The following is a 25,325-nucleotide window of genomic DNA, read 5'->3' as shown; positions in this document are numbered from 1 at the left end:
ATGGAGCAAATATTGTGACACTCTCAGAGGAAACGGAGAGAAACAGGGAACACAAACCTGCTCCTAAAGCAAGAGAGGAGCCCATCTACTCGACCAACACAAATCAGCTAGTGCCCCATCAGCCAACTCTGACCCGTTTTTGAAGGCGAAAATCTTTTGTGATTTAGCACTTTTATTTCGCCAACATAGGTAGAATTGTTTTACATCGGCTAATGCTACATGATCCGGGTAATCAAAGCCCGACAGTACAAAATGCCGGCGCAAAGAGGCACTCGCTCCAATTGGGCCACGATGTAGGTTGGCGTAACGACAAGTTCCATGTTGTTTTGCTCTGCCCATTCACGAACAAGCTTCGTTTTGTGGGGACAGAAGTTATTCAGAATGAGATACAAGCGTTCGGAACGATGAAAACGACGCTGTAGTACCTTGAGGAACCAAAGAAACTCTTTACCAATATATTTTTGGTTAACCGAGTACGAATGCTATCAAGATGATTACCATAGTAGTAAATAGTGTTCTCTGTTCATCACAAACTTCCTTTTAATCAGTCTTAAAAGCTTTGACAAAAGCTACTACGCCATACAAAAAAACAGCATGGCCGTCGACGCTCAAGCCGTAAAAACTGATTGTTTCAAAAATAACGCTACTTCCCCGCTGCTCCCCGATCATCCATCGCGCTCTTTAGTGTTAAAAATCGATAATGAGGTGAACGTAGTTTGGCAAGTATTCAGAGTTTGGGCAATGCAAGAGAAGTAATTGTTGCTGGCTTTTTAATGTTGGCCGGCTATAACGTAAGCAAGCCCCTATCCGGTGCTTCAAAGTATGATTTGATCGTTGAGAAAAATGGGGTATGTTTGAAGGTTCAGGGTAAAAATCTGAGACGTGATCCCGCGTATTTATCTGCGGTTGTTCATTCTAAGGATGGACTACGATCAAACTATTATCATTCTTGGTCCGCATTCGATGAATTGATAAATGGCAAAGAGTAAGCAGATGGCGTGCTTCCCCTCACCGGGACACGCTTTTTTCGTTGCTTTCTCCCTCGCCAAAACAATAACCACTTATTTTATTCCTTGCCACTTTGTTTAACCCCCGCTTAAAACATTCTTGATATTACCTGTAACGAAAAACGCAACCGGCAGATATATATGGCTTACCAAAGGGAAAGCCAACAGAAAGGATGCTGGTTGCATGAAATGCTTATCCCGTTATTTTATTGCCTTTTTGACAAGCCTGATGCTCACTGCTTCAGCGGTGCCGGCGATGGCCGGTGAAATCCAAATCATTGTTGAAGGCGAATACTTACAAACCCCGATAGCCCCGCGCCTAATCCAAGACCGGACGTTCGTGCCGCTACGGTCAGTTAGTGAATCACTCGGGGCGCCTGTCACCTGGGACGATGCGCAGCAAAAGGCAACGATTACGGGTAAGAAAAACACCATCGAACTGGTTATCGGTAAACCGGAAGCACTGATCAATGGAACCCCGGTGCCTTTGGATGTTGCACCGCAAAAGGTGGACGGTTATGTCATGGTTCCGCTGCGGGTGGTGTCCCTGGGGCTCGGCAAACATGTCTATTATGATGATCAACTGCTCGGTCCCACCGTCTGGATTACCGAAGAACATTTGCTCTCCTGGGATGATATTGAAGTGAACAGTCCCAGTTTTGTCGAGCGGGAAGAATACGGGATGCCCTACTTGGAACTGAAGCCTGACGGAATGACACGGCGGGGAATCCGCCTCGGCGATCCTATATCGAAAGTCAAAGAGCTCTATGGTGAGCCCTTCAAAATCGAGAACGGCGCGCTCTGGTACTTTACGGTCTATCAACCTCAATCCGGAAACGTTTATGGCTTAGTTTTCTCTCAGGACAGGGGTATCGTATCGCAAGCCGTGATCTACTTTCCCAACTGAAACACCTGTGTAACCCCCAAATGTATACTCACCACGTACCAAAAGATGCTGGTTAGAGCTTCCATCATGTTCAGTATCACCACCTCATAATCATGACATTGCCGTCAATGACAGCAATCGATAATGAGAAAGTGAGGAACTGCTTTTGATGAACGTGAATGCTCTCCGTCATGAGAAGGAAGAAGCCTACCTGTACCTGGCCTACGGGATCAGCGGATTGCTTTGGTTGACGCTGATCTGGTTCGCCTGGGCGATTCTCATCCCGGTGATGCTCTTTTCCTGGATCACGGGCCTGTACTTAAAAGCGCAACTGTTCGGAAATGCAGTAAAAGTCAGTCGCAGCCAATTTCCCGAAATCCAGCAGATTGTCGATGACGCCGCCGGCAAACTTGGTTTAACTTCCGTTCCCGACGTGTTTATCGCCAACGGTCAAGGTGTCCTTAACGCCCTGGCGATTCGGGTATTATCAGGGCGGTACATGATTCTCTATGGTGATTTGGTCGATCTCTCACTTGACCGTAAAGCCTGGGGAGAACTGACCATGATCATCAGCCATGAATTGGCTCACCATCGCTTAGGTCATATCAGTATATGGCGAACCCTCTTTTTATGGCCGGCAACGACCGTGCCTTTTTTAGGTGGCGCCTACGCCCGGGCTTGTGAGTTGAGTGCCGATCGCGTGGCCATGGTGCTAACCGGCGATACCGATGCCGCTTGCAACGCCCTCGTCAGCCTCAGCTTAGGCAGTCGCGTATTGGCCGGCCAAACCAATCTCCGGTCTTTTATCGACCAAGAACAATCGGTCCCTTCCATGTTCGGATTATTGCAGGAGCTCTATTCCACGCACCCACGGATGACCAAACGGATCCTCGAATTAAAGAAATATGCACAGTACCAGGGGCTGCCGACAGGCCCTGCCTAGTGCCCCATCAAGCAACCTTAACCTGCTTTTAAAAGCATACAAACTCTTAATCTTATCGTTTAAAGAAAATAGAATTTCCGGTTCAACGTTGTCTGATGAGGCACTAGTAAGGGCGCTCCCCCCCTGCTACGGCATAAACACATACCCCGGATGCTTCTCCATCTCTTCTTTCGTAGTCATCGGTTTCCGGTTCTTTAACTCTTCCGAGGGCATCCACCCGTCCGGCAACAAAGCACCGGTAAAAATAATGCTCGGCCCAATCGTTTCATGAACCGTAAACTCATTGCAATCGACGATCGCATCTTCAATGTTCCAATAGCGATGCCAGACGGGCATTTTGCTGAGCAAGATTTGCTTGATCTCTGACAAACTCAGTTGATCATTGCCACCGGACCATGCATCGGGCAGCATGGATTGATACTGCCCTCCATAGCTGATGGATTGCACATAACTGAATTTGCCGTTTATGGGCGTATCCCCGATGATGCCGTAGATACTGATGCCCGGTACCGGCTCATAATAGCCGTTATCGGGCAACGCATCATGATGTTGAATGCGCAGCGGATACACATGGCCAAGCGATGTGGTCCACGATTTCCCCATAGAGTTAGCGCCATTTTGAAAATCCACAAGATTCAATGCGGCATTGCGGTATTTTTCCGCCGCCTGCTTATCTGTATCTTTCGTTAAATAGTAAGCGATGAGCAAGGGCTGCCCGTAGCGATAGGCATTGCTGAGTCCCCAGCGTGCCGGCACCGACGGGGTAAACCGGTTGGTGAAGCGATAGGGATCCTTTTCTTGCTGCTCCAGTAAGCCGAGCGCGGTGGCAGGAAGATTGTTCTTCAAAATGCGATCGCGATAATATTGCACCCATGCCGCAAAGGGGTCTCCCTCATCCTTACTGAGCACGATTTCAAAAAAAGTGTAGGGGCTCAAGCGCCAGTGCATTTGCAGAACTTCATTCGTAAAGCCCGCTTCGTTGGCGTTAAGTGCTTGCAGATAGACGGCTTTTTCTGCTTGATCCTGAGCGAGATAATATAAGTTGAGGGCCGCTTTGAAGATATAGCCCGGTTCCACTTCATCGGGCGGTTCGATGTAGCTATAGACGGCCATGGTGCCGTCGTCTTTTTTGTGATTCCAAGAAAAAGTGAGTACATTCTCCGGGTTCAATGCATATTCATAGGCTTTTTTCGCCGATGCGTAAAAAAGCCGGGACTGCGCCAGCGCTTCCGTCAACCGGGGATCACGCTCATAGACCATACGATACACCCGCGCCAGCAGCGCCGCATGGGCTGCATACTGCATGGTGCTGATCTTTGTCGGCTGGGCCAGATACCACTGCTTGTTTTGATGGGACTCCGCTTCAATCCAGCAGCCAACGCCGCCTTTTTCATTTTGCGCCCGGCGCCATACGTCTACGCCCCAGGTAGCTTCGTCGATAATATCAGGAATGCCGTTGCCACTTTCCGGGATATTCAGTTGCCCATCCGTAAACTTTTCCGGAAACATCAAGTACGCCGTCAGCAAACTTTGTACGATGCCAAAATGGTGCGGTCGTCGATCACCGTCGGCCGCATCGCGCCATCCGCCCCAGACGCCTTCAACCAGTTCGTTCGTCGCTGATTCACTGATCACCGTAAACGGGGTGATCGGTTTTTCAATCGGTTCGCCTTTTTCATTGCGAAAACCGTATTGATCGGTGCGCGCCGGATAAGCCTGATCGGTATGGTAGGCGATAAAGTTGGCCTTATAGGTCAACCGATGATAGTCCGGTTCATCGACCGTCCAGTTCGTATAAGGTGCTACCTTGTCGGTGCCGGAACGCTGGTGGTACAAGCCTTTGGCATGAAGATAAAAAGCTTCGCCCATGACATCGTCATTGATGCGAAAATCCCAGGACCGGCCGACGCCGGGAACGTAGATGTAGTAATGGCCAGGTTCTTTAAAATCAGAGAAGTCAAGCTGGTAGACTTTTTCCCCGGTCAGGGGCACCTGGTCGGGGAAAAAGTTGTCCTGCACGGGATTGTCGGCCGTAAAGCGCGGCTGCACCGTGCCGGTGTATTTGATCGTGCCGGTCCCGTTGCTGATCAGATAAAAAGGCTGCCCCACCAACGCCGGCAGTTCCAAAGCGCCGGCCGTGCCCATCCATAACCCCAGATAGGCATATTTTTTGCCGGCATCAGGCATGTAGCCCACTTGGTTAACTTTGATGGCCCGTGAGATCAAGTCTTGCTCGCGGTATTGAAACGTTGCTTGTTCATTATTTTTGGTGTTTATCCGGTACGTTTTGCCTTCTACAAGCGGCTTCTCCAGCTTGATGAACGCGTAGTGGATCAATTCGCCGTTGGTATTGCCCCAGTTATGCACCGTGTATCGTGCAGTCTGGGTGTAATAGGGAAAGCGGCCGATCGCTTGGAGCCAATAGCCCTGGTTCACAATCGCCACCGGATTCTCTTCCGGTGTTGCGCTTGTCCCGCTACCGGGCAATTCTCTAAACCGAAAAAATGCCGCTTCTTCGCCATTGTTGGGATTCTTGGGCTGATAGGCAAACAACGCTTGCGGTCGGGCCGCGCTGTCACCGGCATTGCCCGATCCGTCGCCGCTCAATTCCTGTACGGTAAAAAAAGCGGGATCTTCAAAATTCTTTTTGATCTGCGGTCGATAGGCAAACAAGATTTCCTGTAAACACGATAAGTAGGGCTTATAGACGGTCCAATTGTTTACGGAGGCGGCATCTTTGACATAGAGCTTGTCGATGTAGCTGAGATAATCACCGAACTCATCGTGAAACCGTTCTCGTAAAAAATCGTTGTAATCACCGGTCACGCAGATCCATTCGTTGGTGATGGGGTAAATGCGCAGTTTTCCTTGCACGGTCAGGTCCTTCGGAATTTTCCGGGCACGAATGCCGCTGTTGGGCGGTGGCGGACCGTTGGGATTGTTGATGACGGCCAAGTTTTGGATTTCTGTAGGTGCCAGGGCTCGACCGTAGACATAAACTTCATCGACATAAAAATTAATGTAGTTCGAAGCACCTTCGATCGCACTGATATAAAAAGCGTCAACGGGACCATATTTTTGATACGCTTTTACCTCTTTTAATTCGCCGTTAATGTAGGCCCGGTAGGTTTGTGTGTTGGTTGTTGGGTCCACGGGATCAACAACCAGGGCCAGATGGTACCATGCATCGGTGTCCAAACATCGCCCAAGTTGGATGCCCGTACGGATATCACCGCTCGATGCCGTTACCATACCCCAGCTTGTTTTCAAGCCGATCGTCGATTCCGTCCAGTTTTCGGAGGAAAAGCCAAAGATCGTGCCAAAGATCTGGTTGCTGCTGTTGACTTTGCGGGCAAATCCGGCCACCGTCAAGCTCTTGCTTACATCGGCCGGCAACCGGTCAGACGCTGCCCCATGGAGGCGGCCGTCAGCGACGGGACCAAAGCAACGGTTCGATTCACGAATTTGATACTCCGTACTGAAGGGCGGATCGGTCATCAGCGGCGTGAGGTGATAGCCGTTGCCGGAGGCATCATTGAAGTTGCCGTCTAAGGGGTAGTACGCGATGAGCTCTCCTTGCGGCATGGTGGGGGGCACTGAAGATTGCAGCGCAGATGCAGTGGGATCGGAGGATAGGCTTACTGGGTCTGCTTGTCTCACTTGGGCGTTCGCGCAACCTACCGGTTCTGCCGGGTAACGTATGGGCAGATTGAATACAGAAAAAAGGATCGCCAGCATCAAACAAAGCCAGCGCCTCTTCATCGGGTCCATCAAAATCGCCCCCTTATTTTTGAACTTTGTCCCGTCCTGAAAGAGGAGCATTCATCGGTCTTGTTTTTATAATTTTTGATTTGAAAAGGTCAAACGCTTCTTGCGGTAAAACCCTGCTGCTCCGAAAAGTACAACGCTACCGGTCACAAGTCCAAGCGGATGAAGTAAGAGGTGCGCCATTATCACAAAAGGGATCAGAAGCATACGGACCGCTGACTTCAGGGGCTCGTTACCGGCGATGAATTGGGCAATCGGCGGCGAATGCCGATAATAGAAGTTTACAAAGGCTTTTCCCGGCGAGTTGGTGAGGAGATAGGCATCGCGGAATTGGCGGAGCAGAAGAACGGCCGGGTCGAACTTGGAGCCAAACGATGCTGTGGCGATGAAGCACTCGTCAAGAATAATATCCTTTGTTATGTTGATGGTGTAGGTTTTTTTGCTTTGATCCGGGGCAGTAACGACGATGGTAATCAGGTTATCGCCGGGAAGTAATTCGATTGCACCGGATGCCTGCCCGCTGGCCACAGGAATGTTGTTGACTGTAATCGTTCCCAATTTGCTGTCAACGAGCGTCGGTGTGACGATAATGCTGTCCACGCTGTCATCTACTGTTGCACGATACGATGTAATGTCGGGCGTAAATGCCGGCGTCAACATCCCGTCACTCATGGCTAAGGAAAGTAAATCCGTCTTCGTTATATCATTGGCATTGCCGCCCCCGTCAGAAGAATCGGATTTGTCTAAAAATGTAATCGTTTCGTATGCGACACCATTGGAATATAAGGTTGTTTCCAGTTCGGTATTCGGATCTTTGATCTTACTCGTAATATCCTCATCAATGTATACACAATAGGTGTCGGCATTAAATTTGGCATTGATCCCGGTTACCTCACCAATGACTTCACCTTTTTGTTTTAGTTTGAGGGTAAAGGGGCTGGCCTTCATAAGATTTATACCTTCAATGCGATAACGATAGGGCGGGTTCTCCATAACATACCATTTCGTGACCAACGGCTGATCGTACACTTGCAGGGGACTGGCGTGGGCTCCACGGTACGTCGCTTCCATGCCATTGACAAGGATATGCGCGGAATAGGTCGTAGCCTTGCTTTTATCGAATAAGGCTCCTTTGAGCATTTTTAATCGAACATGTAACTCTTTCGCGGCACTGTCATGGCTTCGGACATTATGATTCTCTGCTACGAGTGTGGCAACCTTATTCCCAAACGTATCCGTGTAATAGGCATCAACCGTGGCATTATCGCTGGCGTTTAATATGGTCACATCCAGGGGAAATTCATTTCTTTCCGTCCCCAATATCGTCGGGCGAACTGACGAGATGACGGTCTGATCATAACAGGGGATCGTAAAGTCAAGGAGTCTTGCTACTTCCGTCCCATCTTGATAAAAAACAATATCAACCTTGTTATTCCCATTGTTGTTGCTAAATTTTGTTTGTAAATTAATATTCTCTGAATAATACCAACCTGAACGACTGTATGATTTTACTTTTGTAGCTGATAAGATCAGCGCTCCCTGTTGCTTGATCTCAATTTGATCAACCACGATTCCAGTGATCGGCTTATAATCTTTGTCCATTACATAAAAGCTCATATGGGGAATTGTATCCGCGTTGCCCGAGAAAACTTCAGGAAACAGATAGGAACAGTCACTGCTTATTTGACTCTTTCCAGTACTACTTGCCCAAACGGGGCTCATTGTTGACAAATAAAATGGCAATAACAAAAAGATTAAAAGATGGATATGGGGAAGTATTTTTTTCAAAGGCAGCCTCACCCCTACTTTCCTTAATCTTATGGCTCCTCTTTTTCCAGGCTACCTTACTTCATCCCTAAACGTCGAATCTCATCGATCGTCAATGCCCGTCGATAGATGCGCACTTCATCCATCTTCCCTTTCATCGGTTTGACCCAGGTGTCTTTAATCGCTCCCAGCACCAAGTCTTCCGTCGTCGTAAAAGACTGGATACCGGTATGCTTTGTCCCGACGAATTCACCGTTTACATACACACAAAGGTTACTTCCATCAAATACTGTAACCAGGTGAACCCATTGATTTTCCGGGAAGACCACCGTAGGTAAGTGCAAATACGCTTTATTGATGAAGGAAACAAACTGCTGTTAAATCATAGGTATATCCCTTGGCAGCCATCTCATCGCGGTTCTTTGCTTGGGCGGCAAAAAGCGCTTCATTGCCGAATTCGATGATCACTTGCCGGAATTCTTGAATCCACGGCGTAGTGATGCCACGCTGTTGCCAGCGCAAATAGGCATAAGGCCCGCTTTCCGGTGTATCGACGGGCCAGATCATACGGTGCCGCCAGGTATTCCAGAAGTCCTTCCATTGCTGTTCTGCGGCTTCAGCAACGACTATGCTCAACCCGGACAAGCACCAAAGTCCCACCGTGATGGCTAGCAACCACAGCGATCGACGACTTGTCTTTTTCAGCATCATCGGCAGTTCTCCCCTTTTATCGATTTTACTCTGTTGTTGTTCACTCTTTATCCTACAGAAATTGTGCTTTTGCTTCTGCGGTAATAAACATAAATCGACGCCACTAATAGTGATACTGCCACAACAACCCAAGGATGCATGAGTGCGTAGGCCACGGCAATGGCCGGTATCAGAGCGAAGCGAATCAATGTTTTTAATCCTTCTTGGTTGGCGATAAAACGTGCGATCGGCGGTGAATTTTGATAATAATATTGCACAAAGGCTTTCCCAGCCTCATTCGTCAATAACCATTGATCGCGGAACTGCCGCAGCATCACGACGGCCGGATCGTACTTGGTTCCATAAGCGGCCGTGGCGATAAAGCATTCATCAACCGGTGCACTGATCGTATAGGCACTCTGTGTGTTAACAGCGTCATCGGCAGTTACCTTGATTTTGTATTCACCTTCTGCAACGGTATCAGGTATCGTTAATCTAATGATCGTCGAATTCAAAACAACCGCATCCACAGCCGTTACCGCCGGGATTAATGAATCGCCCTGCGCGGTAACAAGTTCTGCTTTTACCACCGTCCCATCGAGTATGTTTTCCGTCGTTACGGTAACAGTGATCTCCTGGGCTAGGCCTGCCACATGGGATAAAGGAGTAATCGTTACGCCTTTAATGATGCCGGTTTGAGTTCCACCTTGTTCATCACCGCCACCACCACCACCATCGCCGCCGCTATCACCGCTATCTGCGCTGTAGCTCATTGTCGTTGTTTTCAGCGTACGGATGCCGGTACCGCCTGCAAACACTTGATAAGCCCCTTGGCTGGGACTCGTCAGTTTGTAGCTGTACTGGAAGGTTCCATCGTTCTGACAGCCAAATTGATTAAGATGATTCAGTTTCCCTTGTGGATCAATAACCTTTAGGGTGATCTGCCTCGACTGCGGAATATTGACCGACCCCTTGATCGTCACCCGAAGATCCTTTACCTCGGCAGAAAGCGTAGCGATCTGCGCTTCTTGGGCAAAACAAGGCGGTGCCCCGAGCAACAGGATAATAAAAATCAAACAAAAGAACACTTTTTTCATTTCATTACTCCTTCTTTATCGCAATTTTGCCTGTTCAACATATCTCAGCATTTCTCCGGCGTAAATCCATCATATACTGTCGATTGTTGTCTAAAATATAACATATAAAAGTCCTAGAATATCGTGACCGTCTTGCTTTTATCAAAATTAATAGCTATCCTTTCTGAAAATATATTCGATCAAGCACTTGCCAAACGTGCTTTTACCGTGTAGAATTAACATCAGTTCCTGATATGGAAAAACGCTATTCTTCTCGATGGCCATCGGCTAGGGAGGTTTACGGATATCCCTAGACAGGGCAAATATTGAGGAGGATTTTTTCTATGTTTCAAGACAAAGTGTTAGCCTGCAAAGACTGTGGCCGCGAATTCGAATTCACTGCTTCCGAGCAAGAATTTTATGCTGAAAAAGGTTTCACCAACGAACCTGGCCGTTGCCCCGAGTGCCGCGCCGTCCGCAAACAAAACCGCAACAACGACCGTGGCGGTTACCAACGTCAAGAGCGCGAAATGTACCCTGTTACTTGCTCCGCTTGCGGCAAAGAAACAACGGTTCCTTTCCAACCCCGTGGCGATAAGCCTGTCTACTGCCGCGATTGCTTCCAACCCCGCAACCGCTGGTAGAATCTAATTCAACAGCTAAAGCTCACCTGCAAAGGTGAGCTTTTTATTTTGTCCGGTTTACTCATAAAAAGCTAATCGAATACCCAGCAACGCAAAGATACCGGCTTTGGCCCAATTGATATATCGCCCGATACCGGGGCTTCGCACCAATTTGTCCCCGAGCTTACCGGCAAACAACGAAACAAGACTAAATACAATGATTGCTTGCACCATAAATAAAAAGCCCAGCATCACCATTTGCAGTGAAACAGAACCTCTTTCGGTGGACACAAATTGTGGCAAGAAAGCTAAGAAAAAAAGCGATACTTTAGGATTCAGTATGTTCATCAAGATGCCACGTTGATAAAGCGCTTGGAGGGTATGTGTTTCTTCCTTCCCAAGGGCAATCGTATCCTTATCCTTGAGAGCTAACCAAGCAAGATAGACCAGATAAAGTGCACCGGCATACTTAACAACTTGAAACGCCATAGCCGATTGATAAATCAGCGCCGCCACACCTAGAGCTGCCGCCAAGGTATGAACAGTAAGCCCAGTGCACAACCCCAATGCCGTAGCAATGCCTGCGCGGTAGCCTTGGGCTATGCTTTGGGTAACCACAAAAATAATGTCCGGACCGGGCATTAAAGTTAACATGACCGACACAGCCAGAAAAGATAATATCGAAGTTAGTTCCATATAGGCATTCTCCTCGAATAAACAAACTGCTCCCCGTTCCGGAGAGCAGTCTATGTATGGAGTGCGCAATGCTCCCTTTAGTTTAGGAGCAGATTAAATTTTTTTCTTTCTCAACATAACCTTTTGATTTTCCTTTTCCACCGTGAGTCGAACAATCTCTTCAAAAGATAAGGCATTCTCATTGGCCATCTTTTCTTCTTCTAGCGCTTGTCTGCGAGCACGTTCACCGATCTGCAAATAAACTTCAGGAACACGTTCTTGAATTATTTTTTCTAATTTAATCTTTAATTTATCAGGCAATTGCGAAGAAGCTTCGATAAAAATTCGCGGGTACTTTGTAAAAAGTTCTTGTAAGTGTTCCAGATTGCCTATGTTGTCTGTAAGCTCACGCTTCATATTGGCCTTTGTCATACCCCGGTTACGTCTTTTTACTACTCTTTCAGTCATCAAACTGAGTCCTCCTCTGAATCTTTTGCTTTATTTTATTTTATCAGAAATTGCATAAATTTAAACACCTTTTTTGGTGTTTTACAATAAAATATTAGCCCAAAACCCTCAACGGGATGTATATTCCACATGTGTGTCGAATCATGTAAGTCACGAATACCTTGCAGTTCTTCGCCAAACCCTTATGTATAATTTCCCATTTTAGTCTTGCTTTCATTGGGTGTATGTACGTACCACGATCGTATATCGTAAAATTGTCGTTTTATATTTACATAAAAAAGCTCCGAAAGTCCAAGAACTTTCGGAGCTTTTTTAAAGCCAAACATCGCAAATACACTAATAAATCGTTGATAATTTTTCGATGTTTTCTGCCGATGAAACTAGCTGTTCCATGGAAGCCGATATCTCTTGGGTAGCCGCCGCCTGGCGCTCACCAAGTTCTGATGTCTCTGACAACACCCGGACAATGATGTTCATATCACTTTGAATCGCTTTAAGGATCTGGTTAATATCTTTTACCGCTGCCGCACTGTTATCGGCCATTTTACGGATTTCGTCAGCAACTACGGCAAAACCACGACCGCTTTCTCCGGCACGGGCCGCTTCAATTGCCGCGTTTAAACCAAGTAAATTCGAGTTTGAAGCGACTTCACTGACAAAACGTAAGATCCCATCGGTTTTTTTGACATGTTCCAGAACGTTATCGCCGTTTTTTTGCAAACTTGATAAGTTATTAGCCAACTGAGCTGCAGAATTAGCTAATTCCATCGTACTGGCCGTAATTTCTTCAGAAGTGGCCGCGATCGTTTGCGCGGCTTTTTGCAGTACATCTTGTGATTCAAGTGTCGTTACCATCGCCATCGCTCCAACCATGACCCCATCGTCCAGCAATGGTATCGAAACGGAACGAGCAGGAATCCCATAAACATCTTTAGATAATATCTTGGTTATTGCTCGCCTCGTTTGCAAACACTCGGACGTTGCACCACTGGATGATACTTTTGAACCAATAGCTAATTTCAAAGAAAATGTTTTTGCATTAGCGATCGCTTGAACAAGACCATCTTCATTGGTAACGAATACACAACAATCGTGAGGAGAAAGCTTTTGTAACACTGCTAAGTTGGCTGCCATGCTTTCTATGACCGACATACCTTCACCTCTTTATTTAAATTAGAGAAAACCAATGCATCAAGATGTCCTGCACTCTTCTTCGACGAATCCTCTGCATTATCCTGCTTCGCTAAAATTCGTCATCTAAAAACATTTTATGTCGTGTTATTTTAACTAAGTGGGATAATTTCAATTATTTTAGGAACGGAAATTAATAAATTGTAGCTCAATAGAAAGATCGGCTTTGCGCAATAGACCTATCACTGCTTGCAGATCGTCACGATTTTTTCCGGTAACACGGATCTGGTCACCTTGAATGGATGCTTGCACTTTGATTTTGCTGTCTTTAATCAGCTTGATAATATCCTTAGCCATTTCCTTAGAGATCCCTTGCACCAAATTGACATTCTGCCGAACTGTATCACCGGCAGCAGATTCAATCTTGTCGTACTTTAGCGCTCGTAAGGAAATACCTCGCTTGATCATCTTGCTTTCCAAGATATCAGTCACGTTCTTTAATTTAAATTCATCATCAGAAATCAAGATAATCTTATCGGCTTCTTGCCGGATTTCACTTTTACTGCCTTTAAAGTCAAAGCGCTGCTCAATTTCTTTAATCGCTTGGTGTACGGCATTCGTTACTTCCTGGTCATCAATTTGCGAGACGATATCAAAACTGGCATCTTTGGCCATGATTGCTCCTCCATTCTTGTCCAGCCCAAGGCTAGGAACGAACAAACTCTTTGCGAATTACTTCATTTAACCTACCAAGGGGACCCATGTTCTGGCCGTTGTAGGTCACATCAACAACACCGGCATTGCCCACATGAACAAATACCGTCTCTTTACCCAAAAAGCTCATCTGTTGTCCTGCATTTAAAATTCCTTCAAAACGCAGAACGCCGTCTTCCGAAATGGCCACCCAACTGCGATCTTGGATAATCGATAACGTCACTGCCACAGTATTGGCTATGGGTGCCGGCTCAGTGGTTGATGCCGGAGGTTGGCCGACCGGTGCCGGTGGCACCGTCTGATCGGTAGGTATTATCGATGCAGGCGAAAGATTTTCACCGCTAGGCACAGCCGGTGTCGACGGTTGCTCGATCAAAGGTGATGTAGGTGCCGGTATTGGTGAGTTGTTCGTTTTCGGCTTTTGCTCTTCAGTAATTTTCTTGGCAACCTCTGGCTGCGCCCCTGTATCCTTTGGACGGCCGGCAGCAAAAAAGACAATCCCAGCACAAACAACGGCTACCAAGGCGTAGCCGGCAAAGCGCAATATGCCCTTTGATATGGGCGATACCACTTCAGGAGCAACAGGCTGAGTAATGGTCTGTATCTCTTCATCTTCTTCATGCCAAAACTGCTTTAATTCATCAACCAAAGCCTGATCGTCTACTTCTAAAAATTTAGCATAACTGCGCAAAAAGCCTAATGCGTAGACTTTTCCCGGCAGTTGATCATAACGTCCTTCTTCAAGTGCACTTAGATATTGCATCCGAATATTGGTTTCATTCTCTACCTGACGTAAGGTCATATTGCGATTTTCCCGCGCTGCTTTTAACTCAGCTCCAAGATGACTCACACCAGCTCCTCCTTTCTTTTTGAACTAAAAAAACAAAAGAGAAAAAGCGGTCCAAAAGCACCGCTGATAAATCTATTGGTTACGCATTGTCAAAAGTTTAAGCTCAACCATGCCTACGCCTTTCTTGCTGCCTTTTTCGGACAGCAACTACAATGATCGCAAGATATGCTAGTAGTATAACTTTTTTTTTATTCCCTGTCAAAACGTTGGAAAACTAATGCTCCCATTGCGTAGTTTTTGTTGAACTGTATCGATTTTCGCAAGTCCGTCTACCGAAAGTGGCAGAATGCTCTCATTTTGGCGATTTCCTGTCGCCGGTCCGGCGATACGGTACAAGGCAATACGCTTCGGCGCTGCTGAAGTGGCATCCTTTGGCATGACACTGTCAACGTATTGAGTGATATTCCCATTGATATTTTCTTCTGGACGCACCGACCAGAAACCAACGGGACTTACCTCGGTAGGATCACAAACGGCAATTCCCGGTTTCCCAGCGATGGAAGCAAGAGGAATCGCCAGTTGTGATGGTTTGACCAGGATAAACAGATCGGCCAGTAAGGGGCCTACCGGCAACTCAGTCATCGTTTCAACCATTACCGTACGTCCTGTTTCCCCAAAACCTCCACGTATCACTTGATTCCATGCTTCCGCTGATTCTGATGGTGGAATCAGTACCGCCACACTTTTTCCTTCCGGAACAGTTATAGCCCCTAATGTTCCTGCTAAGTACCCGGCTGAATAAAACTCTTGTTTGGCATCTTCTACTGATGGTCCCAACAAGATAAATTTTGTTTTGGGAAAACGTTCTTGCAAAGCCGGTAATTGCTCACGTACACGCAAGTCGGCAATAAAGGCCAAAGCAGCTTCATTTTCACCAAAATATTGTAAGGCCTCATCGGGTGATAAAAAGTCGGTTGCAGCAATTACTTTGCTGTGAAAACCGTAGCGATCGCGTACTGCCCGAAGTCCTTCAACCAACGTAGGATTCATCGCTGCACCGGTCGAGCCTTCCGGAGCTAACAGTAATCCAACCAGTGTAGGTACGGGACCTTGCATTTGCAAATCAGGGGCAATATTGGTCTTTGGTGTATCGATACGGCACCCGGTTAAAAACGCACAAAGTATTATGCCCAGAACTACCGTTACTACCTGTTTTATTCCAAACAAGAGCGTTCCCCCTAGTTGCTTACTCATCTTGCGATTGTGTTTTTCCGTAGCGTGCTTCAAATTGTGCCGCTGTAATCAATAATTCCCGTGGCTTACTGCCTTCATATCCGCCAACGATTCCTCGTTGCTCCATAATATCAACCAATCGGGCCGCACGAGCATAGCCCACACGGAGACGACGCTGCAACATGGAAATGGAAGCTTGTCCGCTATCCAGCAGTACGCGAACAGCATCCACAAACAACGGGTCATCGGCCGATTCAGCTGTTTCTACGCGTTCTTGTTCCTTAAGAATACCTTCTTGGTACTCCGGTATGCCTTGGTTTTTTAAGTAGTCCACAAGGTCTTCCACTTCTTGATCCGACACGTAGCAACCTTGAACACGCATGGGCTTATTCGTTCCGACCGGCGAAAAAAGCATATCGCCACGACCAAGCAATTTTTCAGCGCCTGCTTGGTCTAAGATTGTACGGGAATCAGTTTGCGAAGAAACGGCAAAAGCAATGCGCGAAGGAATATTCGCTTTAATTAAACCAGTAATTACATCGACAGACGGGCGTTGCGTCGCTACTACCAGGTGAATGCCTGCAGCCCGCGCCATTTGTGCCAATCGACAAATCGCATCTTCCACATCAGCGGCGGCTACCATCATTAAATCCGCCAATTCATCGATCAATACCACTACATAGGGCATCGCCGGTTGCATCAAGTCCGGATTTTCCCGCTGTTTCATCTGGTTATAGCGGGTAATATCTTTGACACCGGTTGAAGCAAACAATTCATACCGATTTTCCATCTCGGAAACAATCCATTTCAACGCAGTCGATGCTTTTTTCGCATCGGTCACCACCGGTGCAATCAGGTGAGGAATGCCGTTATACTGGGTCAATTCCACCATCTTGGGATCGACCATTAAGAACTTGACTTCACTTGGTTTGGCCTTAAATAAAATGCTGCATATTAACGAATTCATGCATACGCTTTTGCCGGCGCCGGTTGCTCCGGCGATCAACAGGTGGGGCATTTTCGCCAGTTCAGCAACGATCGGCGTCCCGGCAATATCTTTCCCCAGGGCGATCGTTAATTTGGATGCTGCTTGTTGAAATTCCGGCCCTTCTAAAACTTCACGAAAGGTAACGGCCATAATTTCCTTGTTAGGCACTTCAATGCCGACAACAGACTTACCCGGGACAGGTGCTTCAATCCGCACAGCTCCGGCCGCCAGCGAAAGGGCAATATCATCGGCCAAACCAGTAATCCGGCTAACTTTCACACCGGGGGCCGGTTGCACTTCATAGCGGGTGATGGCCGGCCCACGACTCACTTGTGCCACTTTTACCTTGACACCGAAACTTTCCAAAGTCTCCTCCAGAATATGTACATTTTCCGTGATATCCTGGCTTAAGCGCGGACTTTTGGTTCGCATTACCCGGTGCAACAAGGACAACGGCGGCAACTCATAACTTTCATCAGTTACCGAACTGGCCAACCGTGAAACTGCAGCCGCCGACGTCAGTGATGGTGCCGGTGTCGGTGACGCCACAGGAGCAACTGCGCCTAATGACTGTACCAGTGTATCATCTTTCCATGCTCCGGCGACGGTCGACACCGGTTGGGCATAGCGCTGCTCACGCTCTTGCACCGGTATTGGTTCAGGCTCGTCCTGCCCTTGCAGCCATTGCGGTACGTCGTTATCGGTATGTTCGATAAAAATAAAGGGCAAATCGTTTTCGTCAGCTACGGTGTCGATTGGTTCTTCCTGGACGGGCATTGTTGGTAAGGCTTCGCTCTCCTTGAATTTTGTACGACGACTGCGTTTTTCCTTACTGTTTTGCGGTAATGGTTCTTCTTCCTGCACGGTTGTATACAAAAATTCACGCAGTTTCTCTCGACTTACCCCCCCGTGACGGTGTAAAAACCGCACTGCCTTACGTACGAGATCCACTAGCGATAATTCAAACACAAAGAGAATTCCGGCAAGTACAATAGCACCCAAGACGATATACGTGCCAATCGTACCAAAAACGGTCTTTAACAAAATCGCGATGCTTGCTCCCAGCAAGCCACCGCCTTGACCGTCCCAGCCTGCTTCCCAATCGGAGTCATTGGATACTAAAATCAATTGTAAGAATACCAGCAAAATCAGATAAGCCGATAAAAAACCTAAGGCTTGACGCGTAATGACCAGTTTTGCTTTTTCAATCATGATTTTGAGGCCCAGATAAAGCAAAAATACCGGCAACAAAAACTTGCCTTGGCCGGCCATCGTGCTCAAAATCCGGTAAACCAGTTCCCCTAATGCCCCTGCACCTGCCGAAGCCGTGGCCATAGTTTCCGTATTGAACGTCAAAAGGCTAATCATACTGAACAAAGCCAAGACTAAAAAAACCAAGCCGATTAATTCATATTTTAGGTCTTTCTTCAACTGATTAAACATGTTCGCCATGATGAATCCCCTATTTTCCCTACACAAGATTGAATAAAAATGAGAAAGCCACACTGAGGATGCAGGTGGCTTTCTCACGCATTGATCATTCGATGGCCAGATACTGCCCTGGTTGGAGCCCTGGATCTAAATAATCCTGCGGATCGGTGCTGAGTAACCGCGCCACTTCAAAATGCCCATCAGTACGCTGATAACCCATGACGATGCGGCCCTGATAAGACTTGGTCATCATTGCCGGCAAGACCGGTTCCGCTCCATCAAGAACGGCTTCCATAGGAAGGGGCGTATAGAGAATCACTGGACCAGCCCCTCCCCTTGTCGGCGCGCTTCGATCATCGACTCTAAACGTTGAACCGCATCGCTAATACCACCAACAGCGTCGATTAAGCCATATTCAACGGCTTCCGGGCCAACAACGACCGTACCGATATCACGGGTCAACTCACCGGTTCGAAACATTAACTCTTTGAATTTATCTTGTGAGATACGTGAATTGCGCGTGACAAAAGCGACCACACGTTCTTGCATCTTTTCCAGATACTCAAAGGTAGCCGGCACACCGATCACTAAGCCAGTCAAGCGAATCGGGTGAATGGTCATCGTTGCCGTAGAAGCGATCATGGAGTACCCGGCGGATACGGCAATCGGTACACCAATCGAATGACCGCCGCCCAAGACCAGTGAAACCGATGGTTTTGATAAGCTGGCAATCATCTCGGCTATGGCCAACCCGGCTTCCACATCGCCACCTACCGTATTTAATAAGATAAGAACGCCTTCAATCTCTTTACTTTGCTCGATAGCTACCAACTGCGGAATAATGTGTTCATATTTCGTTGTTTTATTTTGCGGTGGGAGGATCATATGACCTTCCACTTGTCCCACAATGGTTAAACAATGAATATTACTTTTCCCGCCAGGCACTTCGGTTTGACCTAATTCCTTCAGCGCATCCATCTTGCGTCCTCGGGATTTTTCTTCCTCAGACTCTTGATTTTCATGACCCAGTTCTTCGTTCATGCGTTACGGTTGTCCTCCTTTATGGGGCACATTTTTTTCAGTATGCTCTTTTTAAGCATCCCCCATACCTCGGAGCGGATCGTAACGCAAATTCTTCTCGACCTTGATCATTCGTGATTCTGACGAGAAACTCCTGCCTCATCGTAACTTCAATAAAGGACAAACCAAAAAGATAAACCCGCTGTTTTTAACGAGTTAATATGCGATAAAAGTTTGATAACCAATAATAAAATAAATTAAAATCCCCCTTGTTTTTTAGTTTATTTATTTAGATAATATGTTAAAATACCATCAAGGAGGTGTTCTCATGATGAGTGACATGAACAAAACAAAACGAACTCGTGGGATGACTAAAGCAACAATGAAACGAGAACTTACCAATAGTAACGGAGATCTTAATCATTTACGCGAGCTTTATGATAAGTATCCAAGAATTTTCATTGAAGCTTCATCGATGTTACCCGATAAACTAAAGATCAACGTCGAAAAAGTGATTCAAGAGCGCGTCCCTGAAGTTTCCTTAGTTATTGGTGAAAGAGCACGCAGAAAAGCAGCGGAAGAAGAGCAAATGCACTATGCTTCTACATTATCTTTTGAAGAGCTCGTCCGGTTAACCGTAGAAAAAGAAAATGAAAAACTTCGTAATAAAAAGAATAAAGAATAGCTATTGAAAAAGGCGCTGCAGTTCCTACTGCGCGCCTTGCTTTTTTTCATGGCTTTTTTAAACTTCCATAATAATCGGCAAAATCATTGGCCGTCGGCGGGTCTTTTCATAGAGAAATTTCGATAAGATATCACGGACGTTCGTTTTGATAGCCGCCCATTCCGTTACCCTTCGTTCGCCCGTCTTTTCTAAAGACTGTTTCACGCGGATCTTCGCATCTTCCATCAATGGTTCCGCTTCACGGACATAGACGAAACCACGTGAAACCATATCAGGGCCAGCGACGACCTGACCGGACTCCTTATTGATGGTGACCACGACAATCAAGATACCGTCTTGCGACAATTGACGGCGGTCACGTAGGACAATATTGCCCACATCACCTACACCAAAACCATCGACCAAGACCCTTCCTGCTGCAACTTTGCTTAACAAGGACGCTTTTTTGGACGATAATTCCAAAGGCAATCCATTATCGAGTACAAAGATATTTTCTTTGGGCACACCGGTCTCCATGGCGATCTTCGCGTGCCGTACGAGCATCCGGTACGCACCTTGCACGGGAATAAAGAAGGTTGGTTTAATCAGGTTGAGCATTAATTTTAATTCTTCTTGGCTGGCATGACCGGAAATATGATTGGCATCATTTTCGTGATATACATCAGCACCTAATCGGCATAACCCATCGATTGTCCGCGATACGAGTTTCTCATTACCGGCCAGTGGGCTTGCAGAAATCACCACTGTATCACCGGGCTGAAAATTATTTAAACGTGCATCGGACCAGGGGCCCCGAGTTAATGCCGACAAGGGCTCTCCTTGATGGCCCGTCGTCAATAACACCAAGCGCTCTCGCGGTATCCCGCCCCACTGATCGCCCTCGATCAACGTCCCAGGTGGAATATGCAGATAGCCGTTCGCTTGAGCAACTTGTACCACTTCCTGAATCGCCTTGCCAACAACGGCTACTTTGCGCCCAAAGCGCGCCGCCACGGAAAAGACCTGTTGGATACGATACAAGCTGGAAGGGAACGTCGTCACCACAATGCGTCCCGCTGCTTGATGAAACACATGTTCCAGTTTAGCGACGGCGGCTTGTTCAGACAGAGTAAATCCGGACCGTTCCGCATTGGTCGAATCAGCAAGTAGCGCCAGCACGCCGGCCTCACCGATTTGGGCTAAGCGATAGTAATCGACAGGATTGCCGTCAACAGGTGTCTGATCGAATTTGAAATCACCGGTATGCACGATCGTACCTACAGGTGTATGAATCGCCAGCGCTACTGAATCAGGCAAACTGTGACAGACACGAATAAATTCAACTTGAAACGATCCCAGTCGAACAACATCGCGCGGTTTGACCGTAACAAAATCAGCAAGGTCTTCCCTGCCCTGCTCACGCAATTTATTCTCGGCCAATGCCAAGGTTAGCTTGGTCCCATAGACGGGAACAGACAATTGTCCGAGTACGTAAGGCAATGCGCCAATATGATCCTCATGACCATGCGTTAAAAAAATCGCCCGAACCAAATCGCGATTTTCCAGCAAATAGGTTACATCAGGAATGACGACATCGATCCCCAGCATCTCATCTTCGGGATACATAATCCCGCAGCCGATAACGATGATTTCCTGGCCATACTTGATCGCGATCATATTTTTCCCAATCTCACCCAATCCACCTAGCGGGATAATTGTAAGTTTGTCTCCAGATCCCATAGCACCCCTCCTAGTTATTTATCGAGACAACAAAAAAACCCTTCCGTACACGGAAGGGATGTGTCCGCAGCGTATGATTAAACCATCCGAACAGCCCATGCATCTTCATTATATCAAAAAAATCGATAGAGATACAAGCTGTCATCCGGTCCGAACGCTGACGGCTAGATTAAGTTGTAACCGGCCAGTAAATTCCGTAAGGCTTCCCGTTGTTCCGGTTCAGCCCCCACTAAAGGCAAGCGGAAACCGCCAACGGAGAAACCGGTCATATTCATCGCTTCTTTTACCCCGATAGGGTTGGTAGTTTGGAATAAGCCTTTGAACATGGGGAACAACTGACAATGAAGCTGCGCCGCTTCTTGCACTCTGCCTTGTACATAGGCATCAATCATCGCTTTGATTCCGCGTCCCACGAGATGTCCGGCCACACTGACAATGCCATAACCACCAACGGATAAAAGGGGCAAAGTCAAACCGTCATCACCGGAATAGACCCGAAAATCATCAGGTAACGAAGCAACGAGCTCGCTGAATTGATCCATGTTGCCAGCTGCTTCTTTCGTGGCCACAATATTATCAAGAGCAGCTAAGCGCTTGATTGTAGACGGCAAAATATTGGATCCGGTGCGACCGGGAACATTGTACAGCATGATCGGTAGTTTCGTCGCTTGGGCGATCGCCGCAAAGTGACGATAATAGCCTTCTTGCGTTGGTTTATTGTAGTAAGGACCAACCAACAGCAAGCCATGGACGCCAACGGCTTCGGCTTCTTTCGACAATGCGATCGAGGAAAGGGTATCATTGCTGCCGGTGCCGGCAATAACGGTGGCCCGGTGCCCTACGGCTTCCATCACCGCAGCAAAGAGTTTGATTTTTTCCGTTTTGGAAAGAGTCGGCGACTCACCGGTCGTACCGGCCACCACAATGCCATCGGATCCGTTATCTACAAGATGGTTGGCCAATTCCTGCGCCCGATGGTAATCCACTTCCAACGATGCTGTGAAGGGAGTTACCATTGCCGTAATTAATCTGCCAAAATCCATAATTCCGGTCGCTCCTTTTTTGAATCCTGTGCTCGCTTACGCGGCGCTGTTTACCATGGCCATGTACATCGCTGACAGCATTTGCTGATCAACGAAAGCTTACAGCTTATGACGGGCAATCAAGGTTTCGGCAATCTGAATCGCATTGGTCGCTGCACCTTTGCGGATTTGATCGGCTACCACCCAGAGGTTAAGACCGTAAGTTACCGTCTTGTCTTCGCGGATACGTCCCACATAGACTTCGTCATGATCGGACGTATCGATCGGCATGGGGTATTTCTTTTGCGTTACGTCATCAACAACGATCACACCCGGTGCTTTAGCCAATACTTCTTTGGCTTCCGCTGCCGAAAGGGGTTGCTCCAGTTCCAGGTTAATCGATTCGGAATGGCTGCGATAAACCGGTACGCGTACAGTTGTTGCCGTAATCTTCATCGACGGCTCATGCATAATTTTTTGGGTTTCTTTGATCATCTTCCATTCTTCTTTGGTATAGTCACCATCTTGGAAGACATCAATATGCGGGATAAGGTTAAAGGCGATCGGATGAGCAAAAACTTGCGGTGCAATGGCTTCACCGGCAAGAACTTGGCGAGTCTGCTCCGTTAACTCCGTGATGCCTTCTTTGCCTGCACCGGAGACGGCTTGGTATGTTGATACAACAACCCGCTGGATTTTAGCAGCATCGTGAATCGGTTTGAGCGCCACAGCCATAATGATCGTCGAGCAGTTGGGGTTAGCAATAATCCCCTTATGCCAATCAACATCTTCGGGGTTTACTTCCGGAACGACGAGGGGAACGTCGGGATTCATCCGGAAAGCCGATGAGTTGTCGATCACCACGGCACCGGCATCGACAGCCGCTTGAGCGAATTCCGTCGATGCGGAACCACCGGCAAATAAGGCAATATCGATTCCTTGGAAGGCTTGCGCATCGGTTAAACCAATCGTATAGGTTTCACCGGCATGCTCCATCGTTTTTCCTGCCGAGCGCGAGCTGGCCAGGAGGCGCAGCTCGCCAACAGGAAAATTACGTTCACGCAATACTTTTAATAACTCTTGACCGACGGCTCCCGTTGCACCAACAATCGCCACATTATACTTCTTCATTATTTTCCTCCTACATTGTTGTCGCCAGCCCTAAGCTATCTATTCGTCATGATCTACCAAGACCGGCTGAATTTGCTTTCCTTGTAACGCTGTCACAAGGGTTTCCGTAACCAGATCCATCCGGGCAATGACTGAATTCGCTTTCCCGACCGGATCATCTTGACCAAAAGGAACAAAGTAGACATTTTTCATGTTCATTAACAGCCCAAGGTTTTTTAAGTTATTTCCTAAACCATCATTTGTTGAAATCGCTAAAACAACGGGCCGCAAGTTGCGTAACTGCGATTTGGCAGCCATCAACACGGGAGAGTCCGTCATCCCATAGGCAAACTTAGCGATGGTATTGCCGGTGCAAGGCGCAATCAGTAACGCATCCAATAACTTTTTCGGTCCAATCGGTTCCACATCTGGAATCGTTGTCCAGACCGGATGACCTGTAATCGATGAGAATAACTGCCGCCATTTTTCAGCATCACCAAAACGCGTATCCGTACGCAACACTGATTCTGAAAAAATCGGGATTACCGAAGCGCCTTCCTGCTCAACCAGTTGACGCAACACCGGTACCACTTTGGGAATCGTGCAATGGGACCCTGTGACGGCAAAGCCTAAGCGAATTCCCTGTAGACGCATCTTACGCACCTCCTCGGGAAGCCGCTTTGTTTTGCGGCACAGTGTGTGCAAGCAATAAATCGGGATAAACACGGGCAAGCAGTTCTCCGGCGGTACGAGGCGCAACTTTTCCCGGTAAGCCTGGCGCCAATACCGCTTGGATGCCCAGTTGCTCCGCTGCCGCAAAATCAGTACCACCTGGTGACGAAGCCAGATCGATGATCATGACTTGCCTCCGCACCTTCGATAACAGAGCACTGTCAAGGATCATCGCCGGTACCGTGTTAAAAATAAAGTCGACATCCTGCAATTCCTGCGCCATCGCACTCAAAGGTAATGCTTGCGCACCCATCTCCCAGGCACGAGCACGCTGACTGGCTGATCGGGCAAACACTTGTACTTTCGCCCCGATACCTAAAAGCATCCGCGTCAGCGTCATACTGACCCGGCCAAAGCCGATAATAGCTACATGACTGGCATGAAGTGTTAATGGTGATCCTTGCATAGCAATCTGCAGCGCACCTTCAGCAGAAGGCACAGAGTTAAGAATCGCCACTTCATCCAAATCAGCCACTTCTACCAAATGCAGTTGCTGATTTTCTACCATCTGACGCAAATTTGGGCGGGCAAAGCCAACAAACACGGGGGTACCCGTCGATAATCCCGCCAGGTCCGTTTCCGTTAAGCGCACACGACCACTGAACAGCGGTGCATGCACATGGCCCTCACTATCGACACCGGACATCGGTAAAATCAATGCGTGAGCACCCAAAATGGCACTTCGCACATCCCCTTCAACCCAGATACGATAAGAAGCCACGACTGGTAAGCCAAAGATATGCACCTGTGCGCCTAATGCCGCCAGTCGCTGAACTACAATCTGATCACGGGCGTCGCCGCCGATTAGGGCGATACGCAACCCATCAAGATCTGCCATTCTCCGTCC

The 25,325-nt window shown here is 47.6% G+C and carries 24 protein-coding genes; 5 read left to right on the top strand and 19 right to left on the bottom strand.

What is annotated here, in order from left to right:
* Positions 1 to 716: 716 nt before the first annotated feature.
* From EDD73_RS06835 to EDD73_RS06825, 3 genes are all read left to right on the top strand, one after another.
* The gene (locus tag EDD73_RS06835; RefSeq protein WP_131919036.1) at positions 717 to 989 is read left to right on the top strand and encodes a group I intron-associated PD-(D/E)XK endonuclease; all 273 of its coding nucleotides are present in this window, start codon (positions 717 to 719) and stop codon (positions 987 to 989) included.
* A gap of 202 nt (positions 990 to 1,191) precedes the next feature.
* Positions 1,192 to 1,914, top strand: a complete 723-nt coding sequence (locus EDD73_RS06830) for a copper amine oxidase N-terminal domain-containing protein (protein WP_131919035.1) — start codon at positions 1,192 to 1,194, stop codon at positions 1,912 to 1,914.
* A gap of 148 nt (positions 1,915 to 2,062) precedes the next feature.
* Positions 2,063 to 2,836, top strand: a complete 774-nt coding sequence (locus tag EDD73_RS06825) for a M48 family metallopeptidase (protein WP_131919034.1) — start codon at positions 2,063 to 2,065, stop codon at positions 2,834 to 2,836.
* A 126-nt stretch (positions 2,837 to 2,962) separates the two neighbouring features.
* Here EDD73_RS06825 and EDD73_RS06820 read toward each other — a convergent pair whose 3' ends face one another.
* From EDD73_RS06820 to EDD73_RS06800, 5 genes are all read right to left on the bottom strand, one after another.
* Positions 2,963 to 6,607 carry a glycoside hydrolase family 9 protein gene (locus EDD73_RS06820; RefSeq protein ID WP_165876360.1) on the bottom strand — a complete coding sequence of 1,215 codons (3,645 nt, stop codon included), beginning with the start codon at positions 6,605 to 6,607 and terminating at the stop codon, positions 2,963 to 2,965.
* Positions 6,608 to 6,673: 66 nt separating this feature from the next.
* Positions 6,674 to 8,392, bottom strand: a complete 1,719-nt coding sequence (locus EDD73_RS06815; RefSeq protein WP_131919032.1) for a cadherin-like beta sandwich domain-containing protein — start codon at positions 8,390 to 8,392, stop codon at positions 6,674 to 6,676.
* Between the two features lie 56 nt (positions 8,393 to 8,448).
* Positions 8,449 to 8,700, bottom strand: coding sequence for a LamG domain-containing protein (locus EDD73_RS06810; RefSeq protein WP_264672917.1), 252 nt, complete (start codon positions 8,698 to 8,700; stop codon positions 8,449 to 8,451).
* Between the two features lie 22 nt (positions 8,701 to 8,722).
* Positions 8,723 to 9,082: a hypothetical protein gene (locus EDD73_RS06805; RefSeq protein ID WP_131919030.1), complete on the bottom strand. Its 360-nt coding sequence runs from the start codon at positions 9,080 to 9,082 to the stop codon at positions 8,723 to 8,725.
* 47 nt (positions 9,083 to 9,129) lie between these two features.
* Entirely contained in the window at positions 9,130 to 10,158 is a 1,029-nt protein-coding gene (locus EDD73_RS06800) for a CFI-box-CTERM domain-containing protein (RefSeq protein ID WP_131919029.1), read from the bottom strand.
* 323 nt (positions 10,159 to 10,481) lie between these two features.
* Here EDD73_RS06800 and EDD73_RS06795 point away from each other — a divergent pair, with 323 nt between their 5' ends.
* Positions 10,482 to 10,781: a zinc-ribbon domain containing protein gene (locus tag EDD73_RS06795; protein WP_131919028.1), complete on the top strand. Its 300-nt coding sequence runs from the start codon at positions 10,482 to 10,484 to the stop codon at positions 10,779 to 10,781.
* A 57-nt stretch (positions 10,782 to 10,838) separates the two neighbouring features.
* Here EDD73_RS06795 and EDD73_RS06790 read toward each other — a convergent pair whose 3' ends face one another.
* The 9 genes from EDD73_RS06790 to EDD73_RS06750 form a co-directional block, all read right to left on the bottom strand.
* Positions 10,839 to 11,456, bottom strand: coding sequence for a LysE family translocator (locus tag EDD73_RS06790; protein ID WP_131919027.1), 618 nt, complete (start codon positions 11,454 to 11,456; stop codon positions 10,839 to 10,841).
* Positions 11,457 to 11,549: 93 nt separating this feature from the next.
* Entirely contained in the window at positions 11,550 to 11,903 is a 354-nt protein-coding gene (locus tag EDD73_RS06785) for a hypothetical protein (protein WP_131919026.1), read from the bottom strand.
* Between the two features lie 336 nt (positions 11,904 to 12,239).
* Positions 12,240 to 13,055, bottom strand: a complete 816-nt coding sequence (locus EDD73_RS06780; RefSeq protein WP_131919025.1) for a methyl-accepting chemotaxis protein — start codon at positions 13,053 to 13,055, stop codon at positions 12,240 to 12,242.
* Positions 13,056 to 13,214: 159 nt separating this feature from the next.
* Positions 13,215 to 13,709, bottom strand: coding sequence for a YajQ family cyclic di-GMP-binding protein (locus EDD73_RS06775; RefSeq protein WP_131919024.1), 495 nt, complete (start codon positions 13,707 to 13,709; stop codon positions 13,215 to 13,217).
* Positions 13,710 to 13,740: 31 nt separating this feature from the next.
* Entirely contained in the window at positions 13,741 to 14,598 is an 858-nt protein-coding gene (locus tag EDD73_RS06770) for a helix-turn-helix domain-containing protein (RefSeq protein WP_131919023.1), read from the bottom strand.
* Positions 14,599 to 14,796: 198 nt separating this feature from the next.
* A complete protein-coding gene (locus EDD73_RS06765; RefSeq protein WP_131919022.1) occupies positions 14,797 to 15,765 on the bottom strand; it encodes a type 1 periplasmic-binding domain-containing protein in 969 nt (322 codons plus the stop codon).
* A 19-nt stretch (positions 15,766 to 15,784) separates the two neighbouring features.
* On the bottom strand, positions 15,785 to 18,211 hold the full coding sequence (locus tag EDD73_RS06760) for a DNA translocase FtsK (RefSeq protein ID WP_243116822.1): 2,427 nt from the start codon (positions 18,209 to 18,211) through the stop codon (positions 15,785 to 15,787).
* Between the two features lie 85 nt (positions 18,212 to 18,296).
* Entirely contained in the window at positions 18,297 to 18,509 is a 213-nt protein-coding gene (locus EDD73_RS06755) for a YlzJ-like family protein (protein WP_131919021.1), read from the bottom strand.
* Positions 18,506 to 19,231 (bottom strand): ClpP family protease, encoded by a 726-nt coding sequence (locus EDD73_RS06750; RefSeq protein WP_131919020.1) that lies wholly within the window; start codon positions 19,229 to 19,231, stop codon positions 18,506 to 18,508. The genes EDD73_RS06755 and EDD73_RS06750 overlap by 4 nt, the downstream gene beginning before the upstream one ends.
* A 310-nt stretch (positions 19,232 to 19,541) precedes the next feature.
* Here EDD73_RS06750 and EDD73_RS06745 point away from each other — a divergent pair, with 310 nt between their 5' ends.
* The gene (locus EDD73_RS06745) at positions 19,542 to 19,895 is read left to right on the top strand and encodes a hypothetical protein (protein ID WP_165876358.1); all 354 of its coding nucleotides are present in this window, start codon (positions 19,542 to 19,544) and stop codon (positions 19,893 to 19,895) included.
* A gap of 57 nt (positions 19,896 to 19,952) precedes the next feature.
* Here EDD73_RS06745 and EDD73_RS06740 read toward each other — a convergent pair whose 3' ends face one another.
* From EDD73_RS06740 to dpsA, 5 genes are all read right to left on the bottom strand, one after another.
* Positions 19,953 to 21,614 carry a ribonuclease J gene (locus tag EDD73_RS06740; RefSeq protein WP_131919018.1) on the bottom strand — a complete coding sequence of 554 codons (1,662 nt, stop codon included), beginning with the start codon at positions 21,612 to 21,614 and terminating at the stop codon, positions 19,953 to 19,955.
* Between the two features lie 164 nt (positions 21,615 to 21,778).
* On the bottom strand, positions 21,779 to 22,657 hold the full coding sequence (dapA, locus tag EDD73_RS06735; RefSeq protein WP_131919017.1) for a 4-hydroxy-tetrahydrodipicolinate synthase: 879 nt from the start codon (positions 22,655 to 22,657) through the stop codon (positions 21,779 to 21,781).
* Between the two features lie 99 nt (positions 22,658 to 22,756).
* Entirely contained in the window at positions 22,757 to 23,767 is a 1,011-nt protein-coding gene (locus tag EDD73_RS06730) for an aspartate-semialdehyde dehydrogenase (protein WP_131919016.1), read from the bottom strand.
* A gap of 39 nt (positions 23,768 to 23,806) precedes the next feature.
* Complete coding sequence (locus EDD73_RS06725; RefSeq protein WP_131919015.1) at positions 23,807 to 24,400, bottom strand: dipicolinate synthase subunit B; 594 nt, start codon at positions 24,398 to 24,400, stop codon at positions 23,807 to 23,809.
* A gap of 1 nt (position 24,401) precedes the next feature.
* Positions 24,402 to 25,316, bottom strand: coding sequence for a dipicolinate synthase subunit DpsA (gene dpsA, locus EDD73_RS06720; protein WP_131919014.1), 915 nt, complete (start codon positions 25,314 to 25,316; stop codon positions 24,402 to 24,404).
* Positions 25,317 to 25,325 lie beyond the last annotated feature (9 nt).

This window comes from Heliophilum fasciatum (assembly GCF_004341395.1).
Taxonomy (GTDB): domain Bacteria; phylum Bacillota; class Desulfitobacteriia; order Heliobacteriales; family Heliobacteriaceae; genus Heliophilum; species Heliophilum fasciatum.
The sequence above is the reverse complement of the archived record's forward strand: the minus strand, read 5'-3'. Positions and strand labels throughout refer to the sequence as shown.

What these genes read in the sequence shown, in the direction of transcription:
- EDD73_RS06780 (WP_131919025.1), bottom strand. Translation starts at nt 13,055, where the DNA reads ATGTCGGTCATAGAAAGCATGGCAGCCAACTTAGCAGTGTTACAAAAG.
- EDD73_RS06730 (WP_131919016.1), bottom strand. Translation starts at nt 23,767, where the DNA reads ATGAAGAAGTATAATGTGGCGATTGTTGGTGCAACGGGAGCCGTCGGT.
- EDD73_RS06825 (WP_131919034.1), top strand. Translation starts at nt 2,063, where the DNA reads ATGAACGTGAATGCTCTCCGTCATGAGAAGGAAGAAGCCTACCTGTAC.
- EDD73_RS06775 (WP_131919024.1), bottom strand. Translation starts at nt 13,709, where the DNA reads ATGGCCAAAGATGCCAGTTTTGATATCGTCTCGCAAATTGATGACCAG.
- EDD73_RS06785 (WP_131919026.1), bottom strand. Translation starts at nt 11,903, where the DNA reads ATGACTGAAAGAGTAGTAAAAAGACGTAACCGGGGTATGACAAAGGCC.
- EDD73_RS06830 (WP_131919035.1), top strand. Translation starts at nt 1,192, where the DNA reads ATGAAATGCTTATCCCGTTATTTTATTGCCTTTTTGACAAGCCTGATG.
- EDD73_RS06740 (WP_131919018.1), bottom strand. Translation starts at nt 21,614, where the DNA reads ATGGGATCTGGAGACAAACTTACAATTATCCCGCTAGGTGGATTGGGT.
- EDD73_RS06805 (WP_131919030.1), bottom strand. Translation starts at nt 9,082, where the DNA reads ATGATGCTGAAAAAGACAAGTCGTCGATCGCTGTGGTTGCTAGCCATC.
- EDD73_RS06790 (WP_131919027.1), bottom strand. Translation starts at nt 11,456, where the DNA reads ATGGAACTAACTTCGATATTATCTTTTCTGGCTGTGTCGGTCATGTTA.
- EDD73_RS06750 (WP_131919020.1), bottom strand. Translation starts at nt 19,231, where the DNA reads ATGAACGAAGAACTGGGTCATGAAAATCAAGAGTCTGAGGAAGAAAAA.
- EDD73_RS06800 (WP_131919029.1), bottom strand. Translation starts at nt 10,158, where the DNA reads ATGAAAAAAGTGTTCTTTTGTTTGATTTTTATTATCCTGTTGCTCGGG.
- dpsA (WP_131919014.1), bottom strand. Translation starts at nt 25,316, where the DNA reads ATGGCAGATCTTGATGGGTTGCGTATCGCCCTAATCGGCGGCGACGCC.
- EDD73_RS06795 (WP_131919028.1), top strand. Translation starts at nt 10,482, where the DNA reads ATGTTTCAAGACAAAGTGTTAGCCTGCAAAGACTGTGGCCGCGAATTC.
- EDD73_RS06820 (WP_165876360.1), bottom strand. Translation starts at nt 6,607, where the DNA reads ATGGACCCGATGAAGAGGCGCTGGCTTTGTTTGATGCTGGCGATCCTT.
- dapA (WP_131919017.1), bottom strand. Translation starts at nt 22,657, where the DNA reads ATGGATTTTGGCAGATTAATTACGGCAATGGTAACTCCCTTCACAGCA.
- EDD73_RS06745 (WP_165876358.1), top strand. Translation starts at nt 19,542, where the DNA reads ATGAGTGACATGAACAAAACAAAACGAACTCGTGGGATGACTAAAGCA.
- EDD73_RS06725 (WP_131919015.1), bottom strand. Translation starts at nt 24,400, where the DNA reads ATGCGTCTACAGGGAATTCGCTTAGGCTTTGCCGTCACAGGGTCCCAT.
- EDD73_RS06760 (WP_243116822.1), bottom strand. Translation starts at nt 18,211, where the DNA reads ATGGCGAACATGTTTAATCAGTTGAAGAAAGACCTAAAATATGAATTA.